The sequence below is a fragment of the Halomonas sp. BN3-1 genome, assembly GCF_003056325.1.
Taxonomy (GTDB): Bacteria; Pseudomonadota; Gammaproteobacteria; order Pseudomonadales; family Halomonadaceae; genus Halomonas; species Halomonas litopenaei.
This window is the reverse complement of sequence record NZ_PYVV01000021.1, coordinates 1-21,527: the sequence shown is the minus strand read 5'-3', so window position 1 is coordinate 21,527 and position 21,527 is coordinate 1. Positions and strand designations below refer to the sequence as shown.

At 65.5% G+C, this 21,527-nt stretch carries 14 protein-coding genes; 6 read left to right on the top strand and 8 right to left on the bottom strand.

The genetic code is table 11. From position 1 onward, the window contains the following. Window positions 1-210: 210 nt before the first annotated feature. Window positions 211-1,860 carry an FMN-binding glutamate synthase family protein gene (locus tag C9F12_RS21135; RefSeq protein ID WP_108450109.1) on the top strand — a complete coding sequence of 550 codons (1,650 nt, stop codon included), beginning with the start codon at window positions 211-213 and terminating at the stop codon, window positions 1,858-1,860. Window positions 1,861-1,960: 100 nt separating this feature from the next. On the opposite strand, the gene C9F12_RS21130 is transcribed toward C9F12_RS21135, so the two are convergent. Continuing rightward, window positions 1,961-2,956: a cation diffusion facilitator family transporter gene (locus C9F12_RS21130; protein ID WP_108450108.1), complete on the bottom strand. Its 996-nt coding sequence runs from the start codon at window positions 2,954-2,956 to the stop codon at window positions 1,961-1,963. Window positions 2,957-3,215: 259 nt separating this feature from the next. On the opposite strand from C9F12_RS21130, the gene C9F12_RS21125 reads away from it, so the two are divergent. Then, window positions 3,216-5,150 (top strand): alkaline phosphatase D family protein, encoded by a 1,935-nt coding sequence (locus tag C9F12_RS21125; protein WP_108450107.1) that lies wholly within the window; start codon window positions 3,216-3,218, stop codon window positions 5,148-5,150. A gap of 108 nt (window positions 5,151-5,258) precedes the next feature. Here C9F12_RS21125 and C9F12_RS21120 read toward each other — a convergent pair whose 3' ends face one another. After that, complete coding sequence (locus C9F12_RS21120; RefSeq protein ID WP_108450106.1) at window positions 5,259-6,392, bottom strand: AI-2E family transporter; 1,134 nt, start codon at window positions 6,390-6,392, stop codon at window positions 5,259-5,261. A gap of 321 nt (window positions 6,393-6,713) precedes the next feature. On the opposite strand from C9F12_RS21120, the gene C9F12_RS21115 reads away from it, so the two are divergent. Further along, on the top strand, window positions 6,714-7,586 hold the full coding sequence (locus tag C9F12_RS21115; RefSeq protein ID WP_240184320.1) for an SIMPL domain-containing protein: 873 nt from the start codon (window positions 6,714-6,716) through the stop codon (window positions 7,584-7,586). 234 nt (window positions 7,587-7,820) lie between these two features. On the opposite strand, the gene serS is transcribed toward C9F12_RS21115, so the two are convergent. Beyond that, entirely contained in the window at window positions 7,821-9,098 is a 1,278-nt protein-coding gene (serS, locus tag C9F12_RS21110; RefSeq protein WP_108450105.1) for a serine--tRNA ligase, read from the bottom strand. Window positions 9,099-9,498: 400 nt separating this feature from the next. Between serS and C9F12_RS21105 the strand changes: the two genes are divergently transcribed. Both C9F12_RS21105 and C9F12_RS21100 read left to right on the top strand, forming a co-directional pair. Continuing rightward, window positions 9,499-12,645 (top strand): FAD-binding and (Fe-S)-binding domain-containing protein, encoded by a 3,147-nt coding sequence (locus tag C9F12_RS21105; RefSeq protein ID WP_108450104.1) that lies wholly within the window; start codon window positions 9,499-9,501, stop codon window positions 12,643-12,645. Window positions 12,646-12,742: 97 nt separating this feature from the next. After that, window positions 12,743-14,677: a sodium:proton antiporter gene (locus C9F12_RS21100; protein WP_240184319.1), complete on the top strand. Its 1,935-nt coding sequence runs from the start codon at window positions 12,743-12,745 to the stop codon at window positions 14,675-14,677. Window positions 14,678-14,733: 56 nt separating this feature from the next. Here C9F12_RS21100 and trpC read toward each other — a convergent pair whose 3' ends face one another. From trpC to C9F12_RS21075, 5 genes are all read right to left on the bottom strand, one after another. Beyond that, window positions 14,734-15,534, bottom strand: coding sequence for an indole-3-glycerol phosphate synthase TrpC (trpC, locus tag C9F12_RS21095; protein ID WP_108131493.1), 801 nt, complete (start codon window positions 15,532-15,534; stop codon window positions 14,734-14,736). Between the two features lie 45 nt (window positions 15,535-15,579). Then, window positions 15,580-16,599: an anthranilate phosphoribosyltransferase gene (trpD, locus tag C9F12_RS21090; protein WP_045994365.1), complete on the bottom strand. Its 1,020-nt coding sequence runs from the start codon at window positions 16,597-16,599 to the stop codon at window positions 15,580-15,582. A 19-nt stretch (window positions 16,600-16,618) separates the two neighbouring features. Next, window positions 16,619-17,200 carry an aminodeoxychorismate/anthranilate synthase component II gene (locus C9F12_RS21085; RefSeq protein WP_045994387.1) on the bottom strand — a complete coding sequence of 194 codons (582 nt, stop codon included), beginning with the start codon at window positions 17,198-17,200 and terminating at the stop codon, window positions 16,619-16,621. A gap of 266 nt (window positions 17,201-17,466) precedes the next feature. After that, complete coding sequence (gene trpE / locus C9F12_RS21080; protein ID WP_108450123.1) at window positions 17,467-18,948, bottom strand: anthranilate synthase component I; 1,482 nt, start codon at window positions 18,946-18,948, stop codon at window positions 17,467-17,469. A gap of 323 nt (window positions 18,949-19,271) precedes the next feature. Further along, window positions 19,272-19,937: a phosphoglycolate phosphatase gene (locus C9F12_RS21075; protein WP_108131492.1), complete on the bottom strand. Its 666-nt coding sequence runs from the start codon at window positions 19,935-19,937 to the stop codon at window positions 19,272-19,274. 127 nt (window positions 19,938-20,064) lie between these two features. Between C9F12_RS21075 and C9F12_RS21070 the strand changes: the two genes are divergently transcribed. Further along, a complete protein-coding gene (locus tag C9F12_RS21070) occupies window positions 20,065-21,363 on the top strand; it encodes an NAD(P)/FAD-dependent oxidoreductase (protein ID WP_108131491.1) in 1,299 nt (432 codons plus the stop codon). Window positions 21,364-21,527: the final 164 nt, after the last annotated feature.

Genomic DNA, 21,527 nt, shown 5'->3' with positions numbered 1-21,527 from the left:
ACGAGACGATGACGCTTTGCAGTCACCTGCAGCAGCACCTCACGACTGGCCGGCTGCCGCCTATAGCGCGGCCTCTCTCCCGAGCCATGCCTCCGCCTTTTGCTCCACTGTGCCTGGTCGTCACCCGGTGCCGCGTGCTCTATGCCGGTGACAGGTAATGTGCTTGCATGAGTAAAGAACACAAGAAAACCGTGACTCAGGGAGAACGACATGGCCTCGTACCTTTCACGCCACGCCTCGACCCGCTTCGGCGCCTACTACATCGCCGTCGCCGGCCTGATCGTCAGCCTGCTCGGGCTACTGGCGTCACTATGGTGGCTGACGGGGGTGCTGGCGTTTGGCGCGCTGACCGCGCTGGGCACCTATGACATCGTCCAGCGTCGCCGCACGGTCAGTCGCAACTACCCGATCCTGGCGCATATTCGCTACTTCCTGGAATCCATCGGGCCCGAGTTCCGCCAGTACTTCATTGAGGCGGACACCTTCGAGTCGCCCTTCTCCCGCGAGCAGCGCTCGCTGGTCTATCGACGGGCCAAGAGCACCATCGACAAGAAGCCCTTCGGCTCGCTCCGGGACATGAACGCCCCCGGCTACGAGTGGATGGGGCCATCGCTGTCACCGGTGGAGATCACCGATCATGACTTCCGCGTGGTCGTTGGCGAGCATCGCGCCAAGCCCTACAAGGCCAGCGTGCTCAATATTTCCGCCATGAGCTTCGGTGCCCTGTCGCCCAATGCCATCAGCGCCCTCAACGAAGGTGCCAAGCTCGGGGGCTTCTACCACACCACCGGGGAAGGGGCGATATCGCCCTACCACCTGCGCGGCGGCGACCTGGTGTGGCAGATCGGTTCCGGCTACTTCGGCTGTCGTCGCGACGACGGTGGATTCGATCGCGACAAGTTCAAGGAGAATGCCCGTCGTGACGAAGTGAAGATGATCGAGATCAAGCTGTCCCAGGGCGCCAAGCCTGGCCATGGCGGCATCCTGCCGGGGGCCAAGGTGACCGCCGAGATAGCCTCGACCCGCGGCGTGCCCGAAGGCCAGGACGTACTTTCGCCGGCCAAGCACTCCGCCTTCTCCACCCCCTGCGAGATGATCCACTTCATCCAGGAGCTGCGCACCCTGTCCGGCGACAAGCCGGTGGGCATCAAGCTGGCCCTGGGCCATCCCTGGGAATGGTTCGCCATGGTCAAGGCCATGCTGGAATGCGGCGACCGCCCCGACTATATCGTGGTCGACGGTGGCCAGGGCGGCACCGGCGCCGCACCGCTGGAATTCATCAACCGCCTCGGCATGCCGCTCAATGACGCCCTGATCCTGGTCCACAACACCCTGGTCGGCGCCGGACTGCGCGACGAGATTCGCATCGGCGCCAGCGGCAAGATCATCAGCGCCTTCGACATCGCCCGCACGCTGGCGCTGGGCGCCGACTGGGTCAACATGGCCCGTGGCTTCATGTTCTCGCTGGGCTGCATCCAGGCCCAGAGCTGCCACAACGACCAGTGCCCCAGCGGGGTCGCCACCCAGGACAAGGCCCGCGGCAACCGCCTGGACGTCGAGGACAAGTCGGTGCGGGTGAAGAACTTCCACGCCAATACCAAGTTCGCCCTGTGCGAGATGCTGGAGGCGGCTGGGCTGCATCACCCCAGCGAACTTGGCCCCGAACACATCATCAGGCGCCTCTCCAATGGCAAGGCGCTGCCCTACATCAGCCTGATCGACAGCCTGGCACCCAAGGAATTGCTGGAGGGCGGCGCCAAGAACCATCCGCTGTATCGTGAGTTCTGGGATCTGGCAGATGCGAACAGCTTCGATGCCCCCTGCGCCCTGCACAGTCTGCGACAGACCAAGCTTCTCTAGTCGCCGGCCATCCTCGCCCTCCCTGCCTCCAGGGGGGCGGCCACCCCCCCTTCCCTTTCGGCTTGCCTTGCGCCTGCCTGACTTCATGCAGTGGTGTTGCTCAGCGATGATCGACGCAGTCCCCCACCTCTTCCAGTTGCATCGTGACATGCTCGATATCGAACCCTTGGGTCAGCACCTCCCGCACTGCCACCAGAGTTGTCTGGTGGTCTTCTCCCGAGCGCACGCCGACGTGCATCGACACCAGATGCCGTCCGGGTGTCAGCGACCAGGCGTGAACATGATGAACGTCGCATACCGCCGGTACCGTCTCGACGACGGCCCGCTTCATGGCATCGATGTCCAGGGATTCCGGAACGCCTTCCAGCAGGATGTGCCCACTCTGGCGCGTTAGTGTCCAGGCATTCCTGAGGATCAGCAGCGCCACCAGCACCGACAGCAGCGGGTCGATCGGCGTCCATCCGGTCGCCATGATCACCAGCGATGCAACGATCGCCGCAACGGAACCGAGCAGATCGCCCAGCACGTGCAGCGCAGCACCGCGAATATTCAGATTGTCGCGATCGCCGCCGTGAAGAATCACGAAGACCACGATATTGACCAGCAGTCCCGCCACCGCCACCGTCAGCATGACAGGCCCCAGCACCTCGACCGGACTCAGCAGGCGGCGGACCGCCTCGATCGATATCCACACAACGATGGCGATCAGGGTCAAGCCGTTGACGAAGGCGGCGAGGATCTGCACCCGGTCATAGCCAAAACTGCGGGCGTCGTCGGCAGGTCGCTTGCTGAGGCGGGCGGCGAACCAGGCCAGTACCAGAGCAGCGCTGTCGGTGAGCATATGGCCTGCGTCGGCCAGCAGCGCCAGCGATCCGGAGACAACACCTCCGATCACCTCGGCCACCATGAAGGACGCGGTCAGCAGGATGCCCCAGGCCAGCCGACGCTGGCTGTCGGTGTGCACATGGCCGATGCCATGGCCATGGCGGTGCGCGTCATGACCGTGGGGATCGTGCCGATGCTTGTCACGCTCAGCGTGCTGGTGAGCAGGGCCGTCCGCTCTGGCGCTTTCGGTCGTTCGATGTTCATGAGCCATGGGAGTCTCCCGGGAAGACGCGTTCCTCATCCTTGATGCTAGCATTTGCCAGGTGCTGACCTGGTCCACTCGCGCAGCCAGTTCAAGACCAGCGCTACCAGACCAGCCAGCGCAACGGCCACCTCGGGAACAGTCTGCATGGCATACGCCGGCGCTCTGGCCTCCTTGCCGCTTACCGTTGATACTCTTGATGTATTCGCCATGCGCGAGGTCTCCCCCGGAACGGGGCTTACCGACAGCGAACCGACACAGGACCGCCATGACCGACACCGGAACGTCTCCCGACGACCTCCCCGCTATCCTCGCCGGCCCCATCCTGCGACGCTTGAGTCCCGAACGTCTGCGCATCTGGCTGGTGGCGAGCCGTCCGCTCAGCTTGACCCTCGAGCTGTCACCCAGCGGCGAGTCACCTCGCCGACAGCCGCTTGGTGAGGACGATTACCGGCTGGTGCCACTGGGCCGCCATGCCCTGCTCTACCTGATCGATGCACCGCTGGATGAGCCTCTGCCCCAGGACACCCGGATCGACTACGACCTCAAGGTGACGGACGAGCGCGAAACCTCACTCGGCGAGCTGGCGCCCCATCTGTGCCATGAAGGGCACGAGACGCCGGCATTCGTGCTGGCGTCGAGCCACCGGCGCCTGCTGCACGGCTCCTGCCGTCGTCCTCACTACGATGGCCCGGACGGCCTGGCCCATCTGGACAGCTGGCTCGCCCAGCGTCTCGACTGTCCCGAACAGTGGCCGGCCTGGCTGTTGATGACCGGCGACCAGATCTACGCCGATGACGTCGCCGGCCCCTTGCTGGTGGCGATACACGCGCTGATCGAGCGCCTGGGGCTGTTCGACGAGACCCTCGAGGGCTCGACCATCGACGACAGCCAATCGCTCTACGCAAGCCCCTTCAGCTACTATCGACGCGAGGAGTTGCTGCCCGACGTCAAGAGTTCGGCTGCCCTCAAGGATCGCTTCTTCGGGGGCGTACGCAAGCCGGTGTTCACGTCGGCCAGCGCCGCCAATCACCTGATGACCTTCGCCGAGATGGTGGCCATGTACCTGCTGGTCTGGTCGCCGACGCCGTGGCGCCTCATCGAGTGCCAGCCTCCTGCGCTTGAAGAAGAGCGACGAGAGACCTACGACGACCAGGCTCGGATCATCGACGACTTTGTCGCTACCCTGCCTGCCGCCGCCCGCGTCATGGCCCAGTTGCCGAGCCTGATGATCTTCGATGACCACGACGTCACCGACGACTGGAACCTTACCGCGCAGTGGGAAAGCACGGCTTACGGCCACCCCTTCTCCAAGCGCATCATCGGCAATGCCTTGCTGGCCTATCTGCTGTGTCAGGGCTGGGGCAACGCCCCCGAGCGGTTGAAGACACCGCTGGACGAAGCCCAGGCGCTGTTGAACGACGCCAATGACCATCAAGGCTGGCTCGACAAGGATCAGCAGGATGCCTGTCTCGAGCGCCTCTTTCGCTTCGAGGGCTGGGAATTTCAGGTGGAGGGCAGTCCACGGCTGGTGGTGCTGGATACCCGCACCCGACGCTGGCGCAATGGGCGCAAGCCCGAACGGCCATCCGGCCTGATGGACTGGGAGGCGTTATCGGAATTTCAGCAGGAGTTGATCGACGCACCGTCGGCGGTCATCGTCTCTCCGGCGCCGATGTTCGGGGTCAAGCTGATCGAGACCATCCAGAAATTGTTCACCCTGGCGGGCAAGCCGCTGCTGGTGGATGCCGAGAACTGGATGGCCCATCGTGGCGCCGCCAGCGTGATGCTCAACATCTTCCGCCACTCGCGGACCCCGGGACACTACGTCATCCTGTCCGGCGACGTGCACTACTCCTTCGTCTACGACGTGCGTATCCGTCACCGGCACCAGGGCCCGATGATCTGGCAGATCACCTCCAGCGGTCTCAAGAACTGCTTTCCTGACACCCTGCTGGATACCTTCGACCGGCTCAATCGCTGGCTTTACTCGCCACGCTCGCCGCTCAACTGGTTCACCCAGCGCCGGCCCATGGCGGTGGAGCCCAGGGACCCGGACCGCGCCAAGGCCGGAGAACGCCTGTGGAACGGGCCCGGCATCGGTCTGGTCACCCTGGCCGAGGACGGTAGCCCCGAGGACATCCGTCAGCTCGACGCCCGCGGCATGGAGGTGGTATTCCCACCGCCCGAGAAGGCGCCATAACCCCGTCCTTGGCTCGCTTGCGCTACAGCAGCCGACCCTGGCCGGGTTGGCTCAACCTTTTGTTGGGTTTGCCCAGCTTACTAGCGCTGGCTTAAGCGCCCGGTCGGTTTACTTGCGCTGGACCGATTCGACCTTGCGTTTCAGCTTGCTCATGCGAGCACGCTCGGCCAGTGGCCGGCTGGCGTCCTCCACCGGGCCACCCTTGGCCGGTCCCAGCAGGTGGGCCATCCAGCGGGTCTGGGGGTGGCTGTCGAGGGCGATCTTCAACGTCATCGTCAGCACCACCGACAGCAACATGCCGGTGACCCCGAAGATCCAGCCCCACACCACCAGCGACAGAAAGGCGACGAAGGTGGACAATCCCAGCGCTCGCCCCATGACCCGCGGTTCGACCAGATTGCCCATGACGAAGTTGATCGACAGATAGGCAAGGCTCAGCAGCAGCGCATCACCCATGCCCCCGTCCGGAGACACCAGCACCAGCAGCACCGCCGGCACCGCGGCGATGGCCGAACCGATGTTGGGGATATAGTTGAGCGCAAAGGCCAGCACCGCCCATAGCAGCGGGAAGTCGACCCCCACCAGCAGACAGGCCACCCACACCAGGGCCCCGGTGACCAGGCTGATCACGGTCTTGACCGCCAGGTAACGCTTGAGGGTGTGGCTGAACTCGTTGAAGCGCTCGAGGCTCGGGGCGGGGTTGGCCAGCGCCCGGGATATCTTGTCGCGGAAGTTCAGGGTCTCGAACAACATGAACATCACCAGCAGCGCCACCACGATACTCTGCATCATCAGATTGCCGAGCTGGCTGAGCAGTGCCGGTAGCCATTCGCCAAGCTTCTGGGTGTCGAGAAACCCGGCCAGCCGCTGGGTGTCGATGGCAAGCCCCATGCTGGCCAGTCCATCGAGCAGGCGCAGGTAGTATTCGTAGAGCTTTTCCTCGATCCCGGGCAAGGCCTCGGCAAAGGTACCGACACTATTGGCCAGCAACAGCGCCAACAGGATCAGCATGCCGCCGATCACCACCAGCGTGACCCATACCGATAGTCTCAAGCCCAGCCCCCGCTCGTGCAGCCACTGCACCGGGGCGGTACACACCACCGCGATGAACAGCGACAGCAGCACCGGCACCAGCAGGTCTGCCCCCGCGCGCATGCCGGCGACGATGACCACCAGTGCAGCCAGGGCCAGCGTCAGGTTCAAGGGGAGCCTGCGCTCCTGCGCCTCGACTTCATCTTCCATGGACGGTAGCTCCTCTCGTTAACCAGCCGTCGGCTCGACGGCGTTATCGGCGCCATCATGCCCCGCCAATCGTTTCAGCACAAAGAATCATGGCACATGGCGCGACATTGCCAATGTTGCGTGTATCACTCCGGCGACATTGGCCGGCCCAGCCTCAACCATGCAAGGATCGTGGAGACGCTTGAGATCCGGGAACGTCTCGCCAGGGACACCGTCCCAGTCAGTAGGCCCTGGCCGGTGCGGGTACCTGTCAGACTTGTCTGCGACGCGCCCCCTGTTGTTCGCCCTGTCGTTAATCCCCCACGTTACTAGGAGAATCCGATGTCACTCGCCACTCCCTCCGCCCGGTCACGGGCGATGCCGAGCCTTCGCCTGCGCCACCTCCACCGGCTGGCGACGGTGGGGCTCGGCCTGGCGCTGGCTTCTCTGGCCGCCACGCCCTCCCTGGCCGCCGAGTCACCCACGCCACGCTATCTGGATATCCAGGCCCAGTCCGAGCTCAAGGTCGCTCCGGACGAAGCGACCTTGAACGCCCGACTGTGGGAGCTGACACCGGCCATCGCCCAGGAAAAGGACAGTGGTGACCACGGCCAGGCCCTGGCTGAGGCCCGCCAACGCCTGAAGGATCGTGCCGCCGAGCTGATCTCGGCGCTGGAAGACGCGGGTCTTTCCCGCGAAGCGATCAACGCTGGATCGCTGAGGGTACAGCAGGAGATGCTGCATCGAACACGTCAGGGCAATGACACCCCCATCCCCATGGTACGTACTCGCCTTGAACGTCCGGTGACCCTGGCGATCAGCGATCTCGATAGCCTTCCGACCCTGCTCGACGCCCTGACCGAAGCCGGCGTCAATGCACTGGACGGCGTCAGCTATGATCTTGCCGACCGCGACGCGGCCAGCGACCGCGCACTGACCCAGGCGCTCGCGCGCGCCAGGGCCAAGGCCGAACTGATGGCGGACGCCCTGGGAGTGGAGCTCGGTGAGGTGATCCATGTCAGCGAGACCAACGCCCCGGTGTTTCAGCCACGCATGATGGCGATGCGCGCGGACATGGCCGAAAGCGGCGGCAACGCCGACTACAGCCCCGGCAGCATCACCATCGACGCCGGTGTCCAGGTTCGCTGGGGGCTGGCCGAGGCAACCGCGGATATCGATCAGGATCGCCAGCAGCTCCCGGCTGCGCCGCAATGACGATAGCGGCGACGTCAGCCCGACGGCCATGGCATCGGTGGCCAGCGAGTCGCACCCGCCCAACGGAAAGCGGCCGGGGTCCGGTGCCATGTCGCCTGAGCCTGTTACGCCTAAGCCCGTCACGCAAAAGCCCGTGACGCAAAAGCCCCGGTGGTCGCGACCACCGGGGCTTTTGCTTTTGCTTAAGCAAGGGCTTGAGCAAGGGCAAGCGTACCTGCCCCTCTCGAGGACGGATCAGACGTTGATGCGCTCGACCCCGCCCATATAGGGACGCAGCACCTCGGGAACGGTGATGGAGCCGTCCTCGTTCTGGTGGTTTTCCATCACCGCGATCAGGCAGCGGCCCACCGCCAGGCCGGAGCCGTTGAGGGTGTGCAGAAGCTGCGGCTTCTTTTCACCCTTGGCACGGAAGCGCGCCTGCAGGCGGCGTGCCTGGAAGTCTTCGCAGTTGGACACCGAGGAGATCTCGCGGTACGTGTCCTGGCTCGGCAGCCAGACCTCGAGATCGTAGGTCTTGGCGGCGGAGAAGCCCATGTCGCCGGTGCACAGGGTCACCACCCGATAAGGCAGCTCGAGTGCTTGAAGGATCGCCTCGGCGTGGCCGCGCATTTCCTCCAGCGCCTCGTAGCTCTTGGCCGGATCGACCAGCTGCACCATCTCGACCTTGTCGAACTGGTGCTGGCGGATCATCCCGCGGGTATCGCGACCGTGGGAACCTGCCTCGCTGCGAAAGCAGGGAGTATGGGCGGTCAGCTTCAGCGGCAAGGCGCCAGCGTCGACGATCTCGCCGCGCAGCAGGTTGGTCAGCGGCACCTCGGCAGTGGGGATCAGGTGGAACTCGCGCTCGTCGTCGAGCTTGAACAGGTCCTCGCCGAACTTGGGCAACTGGCCGGTGCCGTAGAGCGAGTCACGGTTGACCATGTAGGGCACGTAGCACTCTTCGTAGCCGTGCTCCAGGGTCTGCTTGTCGAGCATGAACTGAGTCAGGGCGCGGTGCAGGCGAGCGATCGGCCCACGCATCACGGCGAAGCGAGCGCCGGTCAGCTTGGCGGCAACCTCGAAGTCCAGATCGCCCTTCTTGGCTCCCAGATCGACGTGATCCTTGACCTCGAAGGCGTACTCGCCGGGGTTGCCCCAGCGCGACACCTCGACGTTGTCGTCTTCGCTTGCACCTTCGGGCACGCTGGCGTGGGGCAGGTTGGGAATCCCCGCAGCGATGTCTTCCCACTGGCCCTGCACCTCGGCCAGCGCCACCTTGGCGGCGTCCAGGCGCTCGCCCAGGTCACTGACCTCGTCGAGCAGCGGCTGGATGTCCTCGCCGGCGGCCTTGGCCTTGCCGATCGCCTTGGAGCGAGTGTTGCGCTCGTTCTGCAAACGCTCGGTCTCGGTCTGCAGCTCGCGACGGCGGGATTCCAGCGAGCCAAGCGCCTCGCTGTCGAGAGAGTAACCGCGGGTGGCCAGTCGTTGGGCGAGCGTATCGAGGTCGCCGCGCAGCAGTTTCGGATCGAGCATGGAGTCTGGTCCGTCGCCTGAGTGAAAGTTGAATCAATCGCCTGAGATAGCGCCACGTCCGTTCTGCAAGCAAGCAAGCAAGCAAGCAAGCAAGCGGATTGGCAATCAAGGGCCAATCCTGATCAAGCCTGGCTGTAGGCACTACACAGAAACTTGTCGTCGTATTTACGTCGAGACGTAAAATCGCAAAGCTGCGTTTAAAGTAGGACGTAGAATTTCTGCCGGCGGCTATTGTAGGCAAAAGCGAGAGGCGGCGCCATCGACCGGGGGCGAGCGCCCGCTTCTCGCGCGATCGGGATGCACCCACCCCCCGAGACGCGGTAAAGTGGACGCCCTCCCATTCTCCTGCCCTGTCGATAGCGCCAGCCGCGCCGCCGCGGGGCCTGTATCGACCGAGACCATGATCGCACCACTGCCCCTAGCTGATGCCGCGACCCCACTGGACCAGCACTACGTCGACTTTCTCAAGGCCCTGAAGGCGGAAGGTTTCGAGGGCGAAATCGCCCCGGACTACGCCAGCCGCACGGTGCTGGCCACCGACAACTCGCTCTACCAGTGCCTGCCCCAGGCGGCGGTGTTTCCGCGTCATGCAGGCGACCTCGAGCTGCTCGGCCGGCTCGCCGGGCGGGAAACCTTCCGCAAGGTGGCCCTGACACCACGTGGTGGCGGCACCGGCACCAACGGCCAGTCGCTGAGCGACGGCCTGGTGGTGGACGTGTCCCGGCACATGAACCAGATCCTCGAGATCGACGTCGACAACCGCCGGGTGCGGGTCCAGGCCGGGGTGGTCAAGGACCAGCTCAACGCCGCCTTGAGGCCCCATGGGCTGTTCTTCGCACCGGAATTGTCCACCTCCAACCGGGCGACCATCGGCGGCATGATCGCCACCGACGCCAGCGGCCAGGGCAGCTGCGAATACGGCAAGACCCGCCACCATGTGCTCGAGCTCGACAGCGTACTGATCGGCGGCGAGCGCCTGATCAGCGCCGCGGTCGACGAGGACGAACTCGAGACCCTGTGCGCCGAGGACTCGGCCCGGGGCCGCGCCTATCGCGCCGCCCGCAAGATCATCGAGCAGGAGCGCGAGCGCATCGAGGCGATCTTCCCGCCGCTCAACCGCTGCCTGACCGGCTATGACCTGGCCCACCTTCGCGACGACGACGGCCGCTTCAACCTCAACAGCGTGCTGTGCGGCGCCGAGGGCTCGCTGGCGCTGACCAACGAGGCGGTGCTCAACGTGCTGCCGATCCCGCGCCACTCGATCCTGGTCAATGTGCGCTACCCGAGCTTCATGGCGGCCCTCGCCGACGCCAAGGCGCTGATGGCCGGCGGCTCGTCACCAGAAAAGCCGCAGGCGCTTCGCCCCACCTCCATCGAGACCGTGGACGACAAGGTGCTGAAGCTCGCCATGGAGGACTTCGTGTGGGACTCGGTGGCCGAGTTCTTCCCGGTGGATGACGGCCCGGCCATCGAAGGCATCAACCTGGTGGAGTTCAACGACGACGACCCCGAGCGCCTCGAGGCCCGGGTCGACGCCTTCTGCCGGGGACTCGAAAGCGACACCAGCGTCACCCGCCTGGGCTTCACCCAGGCCGTCGGCCGAGACGCCATCGGTCGGGTCTACGCCATGCGCAAGCGCTCGGTGGGCCTGCTCGGCAATGTCAAGGGCGAGAAGCGCCCGCTGCCCTTCGTCGAGGATACCGCGGTACCCCCCGAGCACCTGGCCGACTACATCGCCGAGTTCCGCGCCCTGCTCGATGCCCGCGGGCTCGAGTACGGCATGTTCGGCCACGTCGACGCCGGAGTGTTGCATGTGCGCCCGGCGCTGGACATGAAGGACCCGCGCCAGCAGGCGATGATCCGCGAAATCTCCGATGAGGTGGCGGCGCTGACCCAGCGCTACCACGGCCTGCTGTGGGGGGAGCACGGCAAGGGCGTGCGCTCGGAGTACGCGCCGGCCTTCTTCGGTGAGCTCTACCCCAGCCTGCGACGCCTCAAGGGTGCCTTCGACCCGCACAACCAGCTCAATCCCGGCAAGATCGCCACGCCGCTGGTGGAGACCGACGAAGCGGCCGACAGCCAGCCCGAGCCCGGCGCCAGCCTCAGCGACCCCGGCCTGCTGGCCATCGACGCGGTGCCCATGCGCGGCGATTTCGATCGTCAGATCGACGAGCGGGTATGGCAGGCCCACGCCGACGCCGTCTACTGCAACGGCAACGGCGCCTGCTACAACTATGATCCCGACGACGCCATGTGCCCGTCGTGGAAGGCCACCCGGGATCGTGTGCACTCGCCCAAGGGCCGCGCCAGCCTGATGCGCGAATGGCTGCGCCTGCAGGGGAAGGCCGGCATCGACGTGGTCGAGGAGTCACAGCGCAAGAAGGATGAGACCGCGCTCGGCTGGCTCGCCCACCTGCCCCGCCGCGCGCTCAACAGCCTGCGCGGCAAGGACGACTTTTCCCACGAGGTCTACGACGCCATGGCCGGCTGCCTGGCGTGCAAGTCCTGCGCTGGCCAGTGCCCGATCAAGGTCAATGTCCCGGCCTTCCGCTCCCAGTTCCTCGAGGTCTACCACGGACGCTACCTGCGACCGCTGCGCGACTACCTGATCGGCGGGCTCGAATTCCTGCTGCCGGCGCTGGCGCCACTGGCCCCGGCCTACAACGCGGCACTCGATAACCGCCTGGTGGACCGGCTGATGGCCCGCGGCCTCGGCATGGTCGACAGCCCCAGGCTGTCACGCGCCCGGCTCAAGAAGCAGCTCAAGGCCTGGGGCGTGGCCGAGGCCACACCACTGACGCTGGGACGCCTCAGCGAGCGCCAGAAGGCGCGCAGCGTGATCCTGGTGCAGGACGCCTTCACCAGCCACTTCGAAGCCAGACTGGTCGCCGACGTGGTGGAGCTGCTGTCGCGCCTCGATATCCGCGTCTTCGTCGCGCCCTACAAGCCCAACGGCAAGCCGCTCAACGTCCAGGGCTTCCTCGGCGCCTTCGAGCGCACCGCCCGCAAGCGTGCCCGAGAGCTCTCCACCCTGGCCGCCAGCGGCGTGCCGCTGGTGGGCATCGACCCGGCGATGACGCTGACCTATCGTCAGGAGTACGTGAAGGCACTGGGTGAGCAGGCGGTGCCTGAGGTGCTGATGCTGCAGGAGTGGCTTTTGAGCCTGGGCGCCTCGCTGGTGCCCTCGGGACTCGACCTGAGCGAGGAAGCCCCCTTCCAGCTGCTGTCCCACTGCACCGAGAAGACCCAGGCACCGGGCAGTCCCAAGGCCTGGCAGCAGTTGTTTGAACGCTTCGGGCTGCGCCTGGCGCCGCTGCCTTCGGGCTGCTGCGGCATGTCCGGCACCTACGGCCACGAGGCACGCAACCTTACGACCTCGCGTACCATCTACGCCCAGTCCTGGGAACCGGTGGTGCAGGAGCACGGCGGCAGCGGTCGCCTGCTGGCCACAGGCTACTCCTGTCGCAGCCAGGCCCGACGTTTCTCCGACAGCCAGCTGCCGCATCCGCTACAGGCGCTCCTCGGCGCACTTCGTCGGGCGAGCTGAGTCAGACCATCGTTGACGCCTATGATGGCGATGGTTTGCATGATCGACGCCGCGTCAGTACGCTGCGCGGCTTTTCCCGTTTCGGAGTCGACCGACCATGGAGCATGCCGGACTCACCCTGGCGGCCGTTGGCCTGCTGGCGCTGGGCTCACAGTGGCTAGCCTGGCGCCTCAAGGTCCCCGCCATCCTGACGCTGTTGATCGCCGGCATTGCCGCAGGCCCGGTGACCGGCCTGCTCGACCCCGACGCCCTGTTCGGCGAGCTGCTGTTCCCGCTGGTGTCGCTGGCAGTGGCGGTGATCCTGTTCGAGGGTAGCCTCACCCTGAACTTTCGCGAGCTGGGAGGGCATGGCCGCACGGTGCGCCGCCTGGTCACCTGGGGAGCCCTGATCACCGCTCTGTGCGGAGCGCTGGCCGCCCGCTGGCTGCTGGGCCTGAGCTGGGAGATGGCGAGCCTGCTGGGGGCGCTGCTGGTGGTCACCGGCCCGACGGTGATCCTGCCGCTGCTGCAGACCCTGCGGGCCCGCGAGCACCTGACCCAGATCCTGCGCTGGGAGGGCATCCTGATCGACCCGGTGGGCGCCATCGGCGCGGTGCTGGTCTACGAATTCGTCGCCCTGGGCTCCGGCACCCAGGCACTGCCGCATACCCTGATGCTGTTCGCCCAGACCGCGTTGATCGGCTTCGGCTTCGGCGTCGCCGGCGGCTATCTATGGGGCCAGGTACTGCGCCAGCACCTGCTGCCGCAACGGCTGCACAGCTTCGGCACCCTGATGACCATGCTCGGTCTGTTCACCCTGTCCAACACCTTGTTTCACGAGTCCGGCCTGTTGACGGTAACAGTAATGGGCGCCTGGCTCGCCAATATGCGTGGCGTCCCCACCCGACCGATCATCGAGTTCAAGGAGACCCTGTCAATTCTTCTGATCTCGGGTCTGTTCATCCTGCTGGCGGCACGTCTGACGGTCGAGCAACTGGCGCTGCTGGGCTGGCCGGCCTGGGCCTTTCTGGCGGTGCTGTTGTTGCTGGTGCGTCCGCTGGTGGTGTGGCTGTGCACCCTGGGCAGCGGCCTGGACTGGCGCGAGAAGAGTCTGCTGGCGTTCATCTCGCCCCGCGGCATCGTCGCCGCCGCAGTGGCCTCGCTGTTCGCGCTGCGGCTGGAAGAGATCGGTGTGCCCGGCGCCGACCGTCTGGTGCCGGTGACCTTTCTGGTGATCATCGCCACGGTCGTATCCCAGAGTCTGCTGGCCCGTCCGCTGGGCGACTGGCTGAAGGTGCGCCGCCCCTCGGCCCACGGCGTGCTGATCATCGGCGCCAACCCGGTGGCCCGGCAGATGGCCCACTGTCTGCGCCAGGCCCGACTCGGCGTGCTGCTGACCGACTCGAGCTGGGACGCGGTGCAGGCCGCCCGCGCTGAGGGGCTCTCGGCCTACTACGGTGACCCGCTGTCCGAACACGCCGCCCAGCATATGGAGCTGAGCGGTATCGGCTACCTGATGCCGCTGTCGCCCTACCGAGAGCTCAATGATCTGGCCGCGCTGCACTTCGAGCATCTGCTGGGCCAGGGCCAGGTATTCCGCCTGGCGGTCAACCTGGGGCGCCAGGCCCGGCGCCAGCACGCCACCGCCATCGAGCATGTTCCCTACCTGTTCGGCCGCGAGATGACCTTTGCCCAGCTCTCGAGCCTGGTCGAGCGTGGGGCTCGCTTCGAGGTCGAAAGGCTCGACGAAGCCCCCCGCTCACGGGCGCTGCTGCGCGCCAGCGGCGACAAGCGTGCGAGTGGAGAAAGGGGAGAAAGACGCCCAGGTCACGCCCACAGCACAGACACCCGGCAAGCGCCCCTCCAGGCCAGGGACGTCGCCAGCGCGAGACGTCAGGGGGCTTTCCCCGGCGATACCGACTCGGCGCCGCTGATCTGTGTCGGCACTTCCGGGCGGCCGCGCATCGCCACCGCCGACGCGCCGCTGACACCGCGCAAGGGCGATCATGTGATCCGCCTGGTCATGCCAGACCGGCAAAGTAGTCGGAAATAAAAACACCTCGGGCCGGTCGATGACCGGCCCGAGGTGTCTTCAGGCGAGCACAGGACTCAGAAGAACAGTCGCCGCAGGGCCTCGCCCGGATCTTCTTCGCGCATGAAGGCCTCGCCCACCAGGAAGCCATGGACGTCGTTCTCGCGCATGCGCAGCACATCGTCGCGGCTGTGGATGCCGGACTCGGTGATCACCGTGACCTCGGGCGGAATCCGCGGCAGCAGTTCCAGGGTGGTCTCGAGTCGGGTATTGAAGGTATGCAGGTCGCGGTTGTTGATCCCGACCAGATCCAGATCGAGCGCCAGCGCCCGCTCCAGCTCCTGGGCGTCGTGGACCTCGACCAGCACGTCCATGCCAAGCTCGCCAGCCTGCTGGTGCAGGTCGCGCATCTGGGCGTCCTCCAAGGCGGCGACGATCAGCAGGATGCAGTCGGCGCCGATGGCCCGCGCCTCGCTGACCTGGTAGCCGTGGACGATGAAGTCCTTGCGGATCACCGGCAGGCTGCACGCCTCGCGGGCGGCAATCAGGTAGTCCTCATGGCCCTGGAAGAAGTCGGCGTCGGTCAGCACCGAGAGGCAGGCCGCCCCACCCCGGGCGTACTGAGCGGCGATCTCGGCCGGGCGAAAGTCCTCACGGATCAGCCCCTTCGAGGGTGACGCCTTCTTGACCTCGGCGATCACTGCGGCGTCGCCGTCGCGGATCCGCTCGGCCAGCGAGATGACGAAACCGCGCGGTGCATCCTGCTCTCGCGCACGCGCGAGCAGCGCCTGCTCGCTGACCTGGCGGCGTCGGCTGGCGACCTCCTCGTCCTTGCGCTCGAGGATTCGCTCGAGGATCGTCGGGGTGGCATTGGCCATGTTGTGATTCTCCTTGCGGCCCGTCGGGCTCTTTTCAGAAAGGTCCTACTGAGCGAACACCCGGGTAAAGTGGGCCAGTTCCTTCATCTTTTCCAGCGCCAGCCTGGTTCCCTGGGCGTCCTGGGCCATCAGCACGCCTTCCTTGAGGGAATCGGCCACGTCGGCGGCGTAGAGGGCGGCGCCGGCGTTGAGGGCGACGATATCCGCCGCAGGCCCCTCGCCGGAAAGCGCCTTCTCGACCAGGCGCAGGCTGTCCTCGGCGGTCTTGACCTTGAGCGGAGCGAGCGACTGACGCTCGATACCGACATCCTCGGGGGTCAGGGTATAGCGATGGATCTCGCCATCCTTGAGTTCAGCGATGCGGGTCGGTGCCGCCAGCGAGATTTCGTCCAGGCCGTCTTCGGCGTGGGCCACCAGCACATGCCGACTGCCGAGCTGACGCAGCACCTCCACCATCAACTCCAGCAGGTCGGCGTGGTAGACGCCGAGCAGCTGATTGGGCGCACTGGCAGGGTTGGTCAACGGCCCCAGAATATTGAACAGGGTGCGCACGCCCATCTCGCGGCGCGGACCGATGGCGTGACGCATGGCCGGGTGGTGGTTGGGCGCGAACATGAAGCCGACGCCGACCTCCTCGATGCAGCGGCCCACCTGTTCGGCGTCCAGATCCAGGCCGATGCCGGCCACCTGGAACAGATCGGCACTGCCCGAGGACGACGACACCCCTCGGTTGCCGTGCTTGGCCACGTGGGCGCCGGCGGCGGCAGCGACAAAGCTCGAGGCGGTGGATACGTTAAACAGGTTGGCGCCGTCCCCACCGGTGCCGACGATATCCACCACGTTGTCGCAGGACAGCGTTACCGGCGTCATCAGGTCGCGCATCACCTGGGCGCAGCCACTGATTTCCTCGGCGGTCTCGCCCTTCATCGCCATGCCCATCAGAAAGGCGGCGACCTGAGCGTCGCTGGCCTCGCCGGTCATGATGGTGCGCATCACCGCATAGGCCTGCTCTCGGCCCAGGTTCTCCCGGCGCATCACCGCCGCGATGGCATTGGTCATCTGCATGCAAGTCTCCTGATGGTAGTCAGTGGCGCTCGAGGAAGTTGGCCAGCATCTCGTGTCCCTGTCGCGACAGGATCGATTCCGGGTGGAACTGCACCCCTTCGATGGGCAGCTCCTTGTGGCGCAGGCCCATGATCAGGCCGGGGGTGACGTCGTCGTCATCGGTCCAGGCGGTGATCTCGAGACACTCCGGCAGACTTTCGCGCTCCACCACCAGCGAATGGTAGCGGGTCACCGAGAGCGGATCATCGAGGCCCTTGAACACGCCCTGTCCGGCATGGCGAATGTCGGAGGTCTTGCCGTGCATGACCTGGGGCGCGCGGACCACCTTGCCGCCGAACACCTGGCCGATGGCCTGGTGGCCGAGGCACACACCGAGCAGCGGCAGCTTGCCGGCGAAGTGGCGAATCAGCTCCAGCGAGATGCCGGCCTCGTTGGGCGTGCAGGGCCCCGGCGACACTACGATATGGCTGGGCGCCATGGCCTCGATCTCGTCGAGGCTGATGGTGTCGTTGCGTCGGGTCACCACCTCGGCGCCCAGTTCGCCCAGGTACTGGACGATGTTGTAGGTGAAGCTGTCGTAGTTATCGAGCATCAAGATCATGGTGGCTCCAGGATTCAATATTGGGCTTCACCCAGCGAGACGACCCACACACAAAAATGCCGCCTCGCGGGCGGCACTTTCGCTGTCCTGACCGTCGTTGTCCAGACCGTGGTCCGCGACACCCCGGCGCTCAGGGTTCCTCCGCCCGCTTCAGTCGAAGGGGCGCCACCACTGCTGGCGATCACGGGACGGTGCGGAGGTCATATTCATCATGGGCTTATAGTGTGTGTCGTGGTCATGGCTGTCAAGCGGATGTCAGGCCGAACTCAGCGCAGTCCCTGCTCGGCCATGGCCACGGCACGAAACAGCGCACGCCCCTTGTTCAGGGTCTCGTCCCACTCGGACTGGGGCACCGAGTCCGCCACCACGCCGGCGCCACACTGGACGTGCAGCTGACCGTCCTTGATCACCGCGGTGCGGATGGCAATGGCGGTGTCCATGTTGCCATGCCAGGACAGATAACCGACGGCCCCGGAGTAGACGCCGCGCTTGACCGGTTCGACCTCGTCGATGATCTCCATCGCGCGGATCTTGGGCGCTCCGGACAGGGTGCCCGCCGGGAAGGTGGCGCGCAGCACGTCCATGGCGCTGTAGCCCGGCTTCAGCTTGCCGGTGACGTTGGAGACGATGTGCATGACGTGGGAGTAGCGCTCGATGGCCATCTGATCGGTCACCTCGACGCTGCCGGTCTCGGAGATGCGGCCGACGTCGTTGCGGCCCAGGTCGATCAGCATCAGGTGCTCGGCGACCTCCTTGGGGTCGGCCAGCAGGTCCTCCTCCAGCGCCTTGTCCTCGGCCTCGGTCTTGCCGCGCACCCGGGTGCCGGCGATCGGACGCACCGTCACCATGCCATCCTCCAGGCGGGTCAGGATCTCCGGCGAGGCACCCACCACATGGTGGTCGTCAAGGTTGAAGAAGAACATGTAGGGCGACGGATTGAGGCTGCGAAGAGCCCGATACAGGTCCAGCGGCTCGGCCTGGAACTCGATCGACATGCGCTGGGACGGCACGCACTGCATCACGTCGCCCGCCAGCACGTACTCCTTGATCCTTTCCACTGCCGACTTGAAGCCCTCTTCGGTGAAGCCGGAGGTGAAGTGCCCCTCCTCCACCGCCGGGCGCGCGTCACCGGGCACTCGCGAGGCCACCGACAGCGGGCTGCGCAGGGCGTCTTCCAGGGCGCTCAGCCGGGCCTGGGCGGCGCTGTAGGCCGAGGGCGTGGAAGGATCGGCGTGGGTCCACAGGGTCAGACGCCCATAAAGGTTGTCGAACACCACCAGCTCATCGCACACCATCAACAGGATGTCCGGCACCCCGATGGGGTCGTCCTTCTCCACACCGGCCAGGCGCGGCTCGATATAGCGGATGGTGTCGTAGCCGAAGTAGCCCACCAGTCCGCCGTCGAAGATCGGCTGGTTGTCGAGCACCGGCACCTTGAAGCGACGCTGAAACTCCTCGATCCAGGCCAGCGGATCTTCCACTTCGGTGGCGCCGGTCACGTCACCATCGACAATATGCTGAACCTGATAGCCCCGCACCTCGATGCGTTCGCGACAGGGCAGACCGATGATCGAGTAACGCCCCCACTTCTCGCCGCCGGTCACCGACTCGAGCAGAAAGGTCCAGGGTTGATCGGCCAGTTTCAGATAGGTGGACAGCGGCGTGTCCAGGTCGGCCATCATCTCGCGGGTGATGGGAATACGGTTGTAGCCGGCCTGGGCCAGCTCGTCGAAACGCTCGGGGGTCATCATGCCCAGATCCTCAATTCAAGAGACGAAAGTGACAACGACAAGAACGGAGTAACGGTCACCATCGCCAACCGCAGGACGTCGTAGGCAGCGACGCAGACAGATGCGGACAGGACATCGAGGAGAAGCAAGGCTGGGCCATGGGCAGTCCACCAGCGAAACGAATGAATGAAGCCAACGAGTGACAGACAGCTACCGCGAGACCCGGGCGCCGCGCTCGAGGATTCCACACGACGGGATTCCCTGTGACGGGCGCCTGGTAAAGCCTGCAATAGCGAGGATTTATCGGCATGACGCTAACGATAGTGTCATGCCAAAAAACCCTAAACGAGTTGTTCCAGCGATTCAACCACCAGATCCGGCTCGCTCAGGCTGATCGGCTCGCCGTGATTGTAGCCGTAAGGCACCGCCACGGTACGGAAACCGGCGGCCTTGCCCGCCGCGACATCGTGACGGGAGTCGCCCACCATAAGACAGTACGAGGGACAGACGTCGAACTGCTGGGACAGGTGCCGCAGCGGCATGGGATCAGGCTTGCGACGAGGCAGGGTGTCGCCACCGAGGCAGGCGGAAAAGAAGCCATCGATACCCAGGTGCTCGAGGATCGGGTGGATGAAGGCCTCGGGCTTGTTGGTGACCAGACACAGGATCAGACCCCGCCCGAACAGCCGCTTCAAGGTCTCCGTCACCCCCGGATAGAGCCTCGTCCTGTCGCAGGGACGGCGATGGTAGTGCTCGAGGAAGCGCTCGTGGGCGGTCTTCAACAGCACCTCGCTGGGGGCCTCGCCCAGTGCATCGGTCAGGGCACGTTCCAGCAGCACCCAGGCACCATTGCCGACCCAGTCGCGCACCCTGGCTTCGCCTGCCGGCGCCAGTTCGACGTCGATCAAGGCGGCATCCACCGCCGCTGCCAGGTCCGGGACCGAATCGATCAGGGTGCCATCCAGATCGAAGGCCACCAACAGCACCCCCTCCAGGGCGTCACCCATAGGCCGTCTCCTCGACTATGCCGAAATTGGAATATCTATGCGCGGCGCACATTCTGGCGCAAGCGCCGTGGTCAGCCAAGCACTTATCTGTCTATGATGGCGCTCCACCTTTTTTCTGGAGCTCATCATGAGCAAACCCACCATCGTGGTTGTCGGCGGCGGCGCCGGCGGCCTTGAGCTGGTCACGCGCCTGGGACGACGGCTCGGCAAGAAGGACAAGGCCGACATCGTGCTGGTCGATCGCAATTCGACCCACATCTGGAAACCGCTGTTGCATGAGGTCGCCACCGGCGTCCTCGACTCGGGCCTCGACGAGATTTCCTATCAGGCCCACTCGGCGGCCAACGGCTACCGCTTCCAGCGCGGCACCCTGTGCGATCTGGATCGCGAGTCCCGCCAACTGACCCTGGCCCCCATCGTCGATGACGAGGGCAACGAGATCCTGCCGGCGCGGCGTCTCGACTACGATCACCTGGTACTGGCAGTCGGCAGCGTCAGCAACGACTTCGGCACGAAAGGCGTGGCGGACCACTGCCACTTCCTCGACAGCCCTGCCCAGGCCGAAGGCTTTCGCCAGGCACTGCTCAATACCTTCATGCGCTACAGCACCCGGCTCGAGGATCAGGATCCCTGCATTACCGTGGGCATCATCGGGGCCGGGGCCACCGGCGTCGAACTGGCCGCCGAGTTGCACGACGCCTCGCGCATGCTCAAGAGCTACGGCTTTACCGCGCTGGGCCGCGAGCACCTGCGGGTCCACCTGATCGAGGCCGCACCCAAGGTGCTGCCGGCGCTGCCGGACCGCATCAGCGGCGCGGTGCACAAGGAACTCGAGAACCTGGGGGTCAAGGTCCATGTGGACACCCGGGTGACCATGGTCGACGAGCGCGCCATCCACACCACCGACGATGACGCCATCGAGATCGACCTGGGGGTGTGGGCCGCCGGCATCAAGGCTCCGGCCTTCCTGGCAGAACTGGGGCTGGAGGTGGAGCGCAACAACAGGGTCAAGGTGGCCGCCACCATGCAGAGCATCGATGACCCGCGCATCTTCGCCTTCGGCGACTGCGCAAGCTGCCCCCAGGAAGACGGCACGGTGGTGCCACCCAGGGCCCAGGCCGCCCACCAGCAGGCCGGCGTGCTCTACCGCAACCTGTGTGCCGTGGTCGACGGCAAGCCGCTCAAGGAATTTGTCTTCCGCGACCGAGGCTCGCTGATTTCGCTGGCCCACTTCGACGCCATCGGCAGCCTGATGCGCGCCGCCTCGGCCCGTAGTCTGTTCATCGAGGGTAACCTGGCGCGCTTCTTCTACGCCTCGCTCTACCGCATGCACCAGCGCGCCATCCACGGCACGGTCAAGACCGCCATGATGGTGGTGGTGGATGGGCTTAACCGCTTCCTCAAGCCCAGGCTAAAGCTGCACTAGGGCTCGTCTGAAAAGTGCCTGCACTCGTCGACTTTTCGGACAGAGCCTTGTGTCTCTCCGGGCTTGTTGTTTAGCTGCCAGCAGGCCTTGGCATCAGGGTGAGCATCCACAGAGCCTGAGGCTCAACAGCCTGGTAGCTAGACTATGCCCCCTGATGCCCTCTA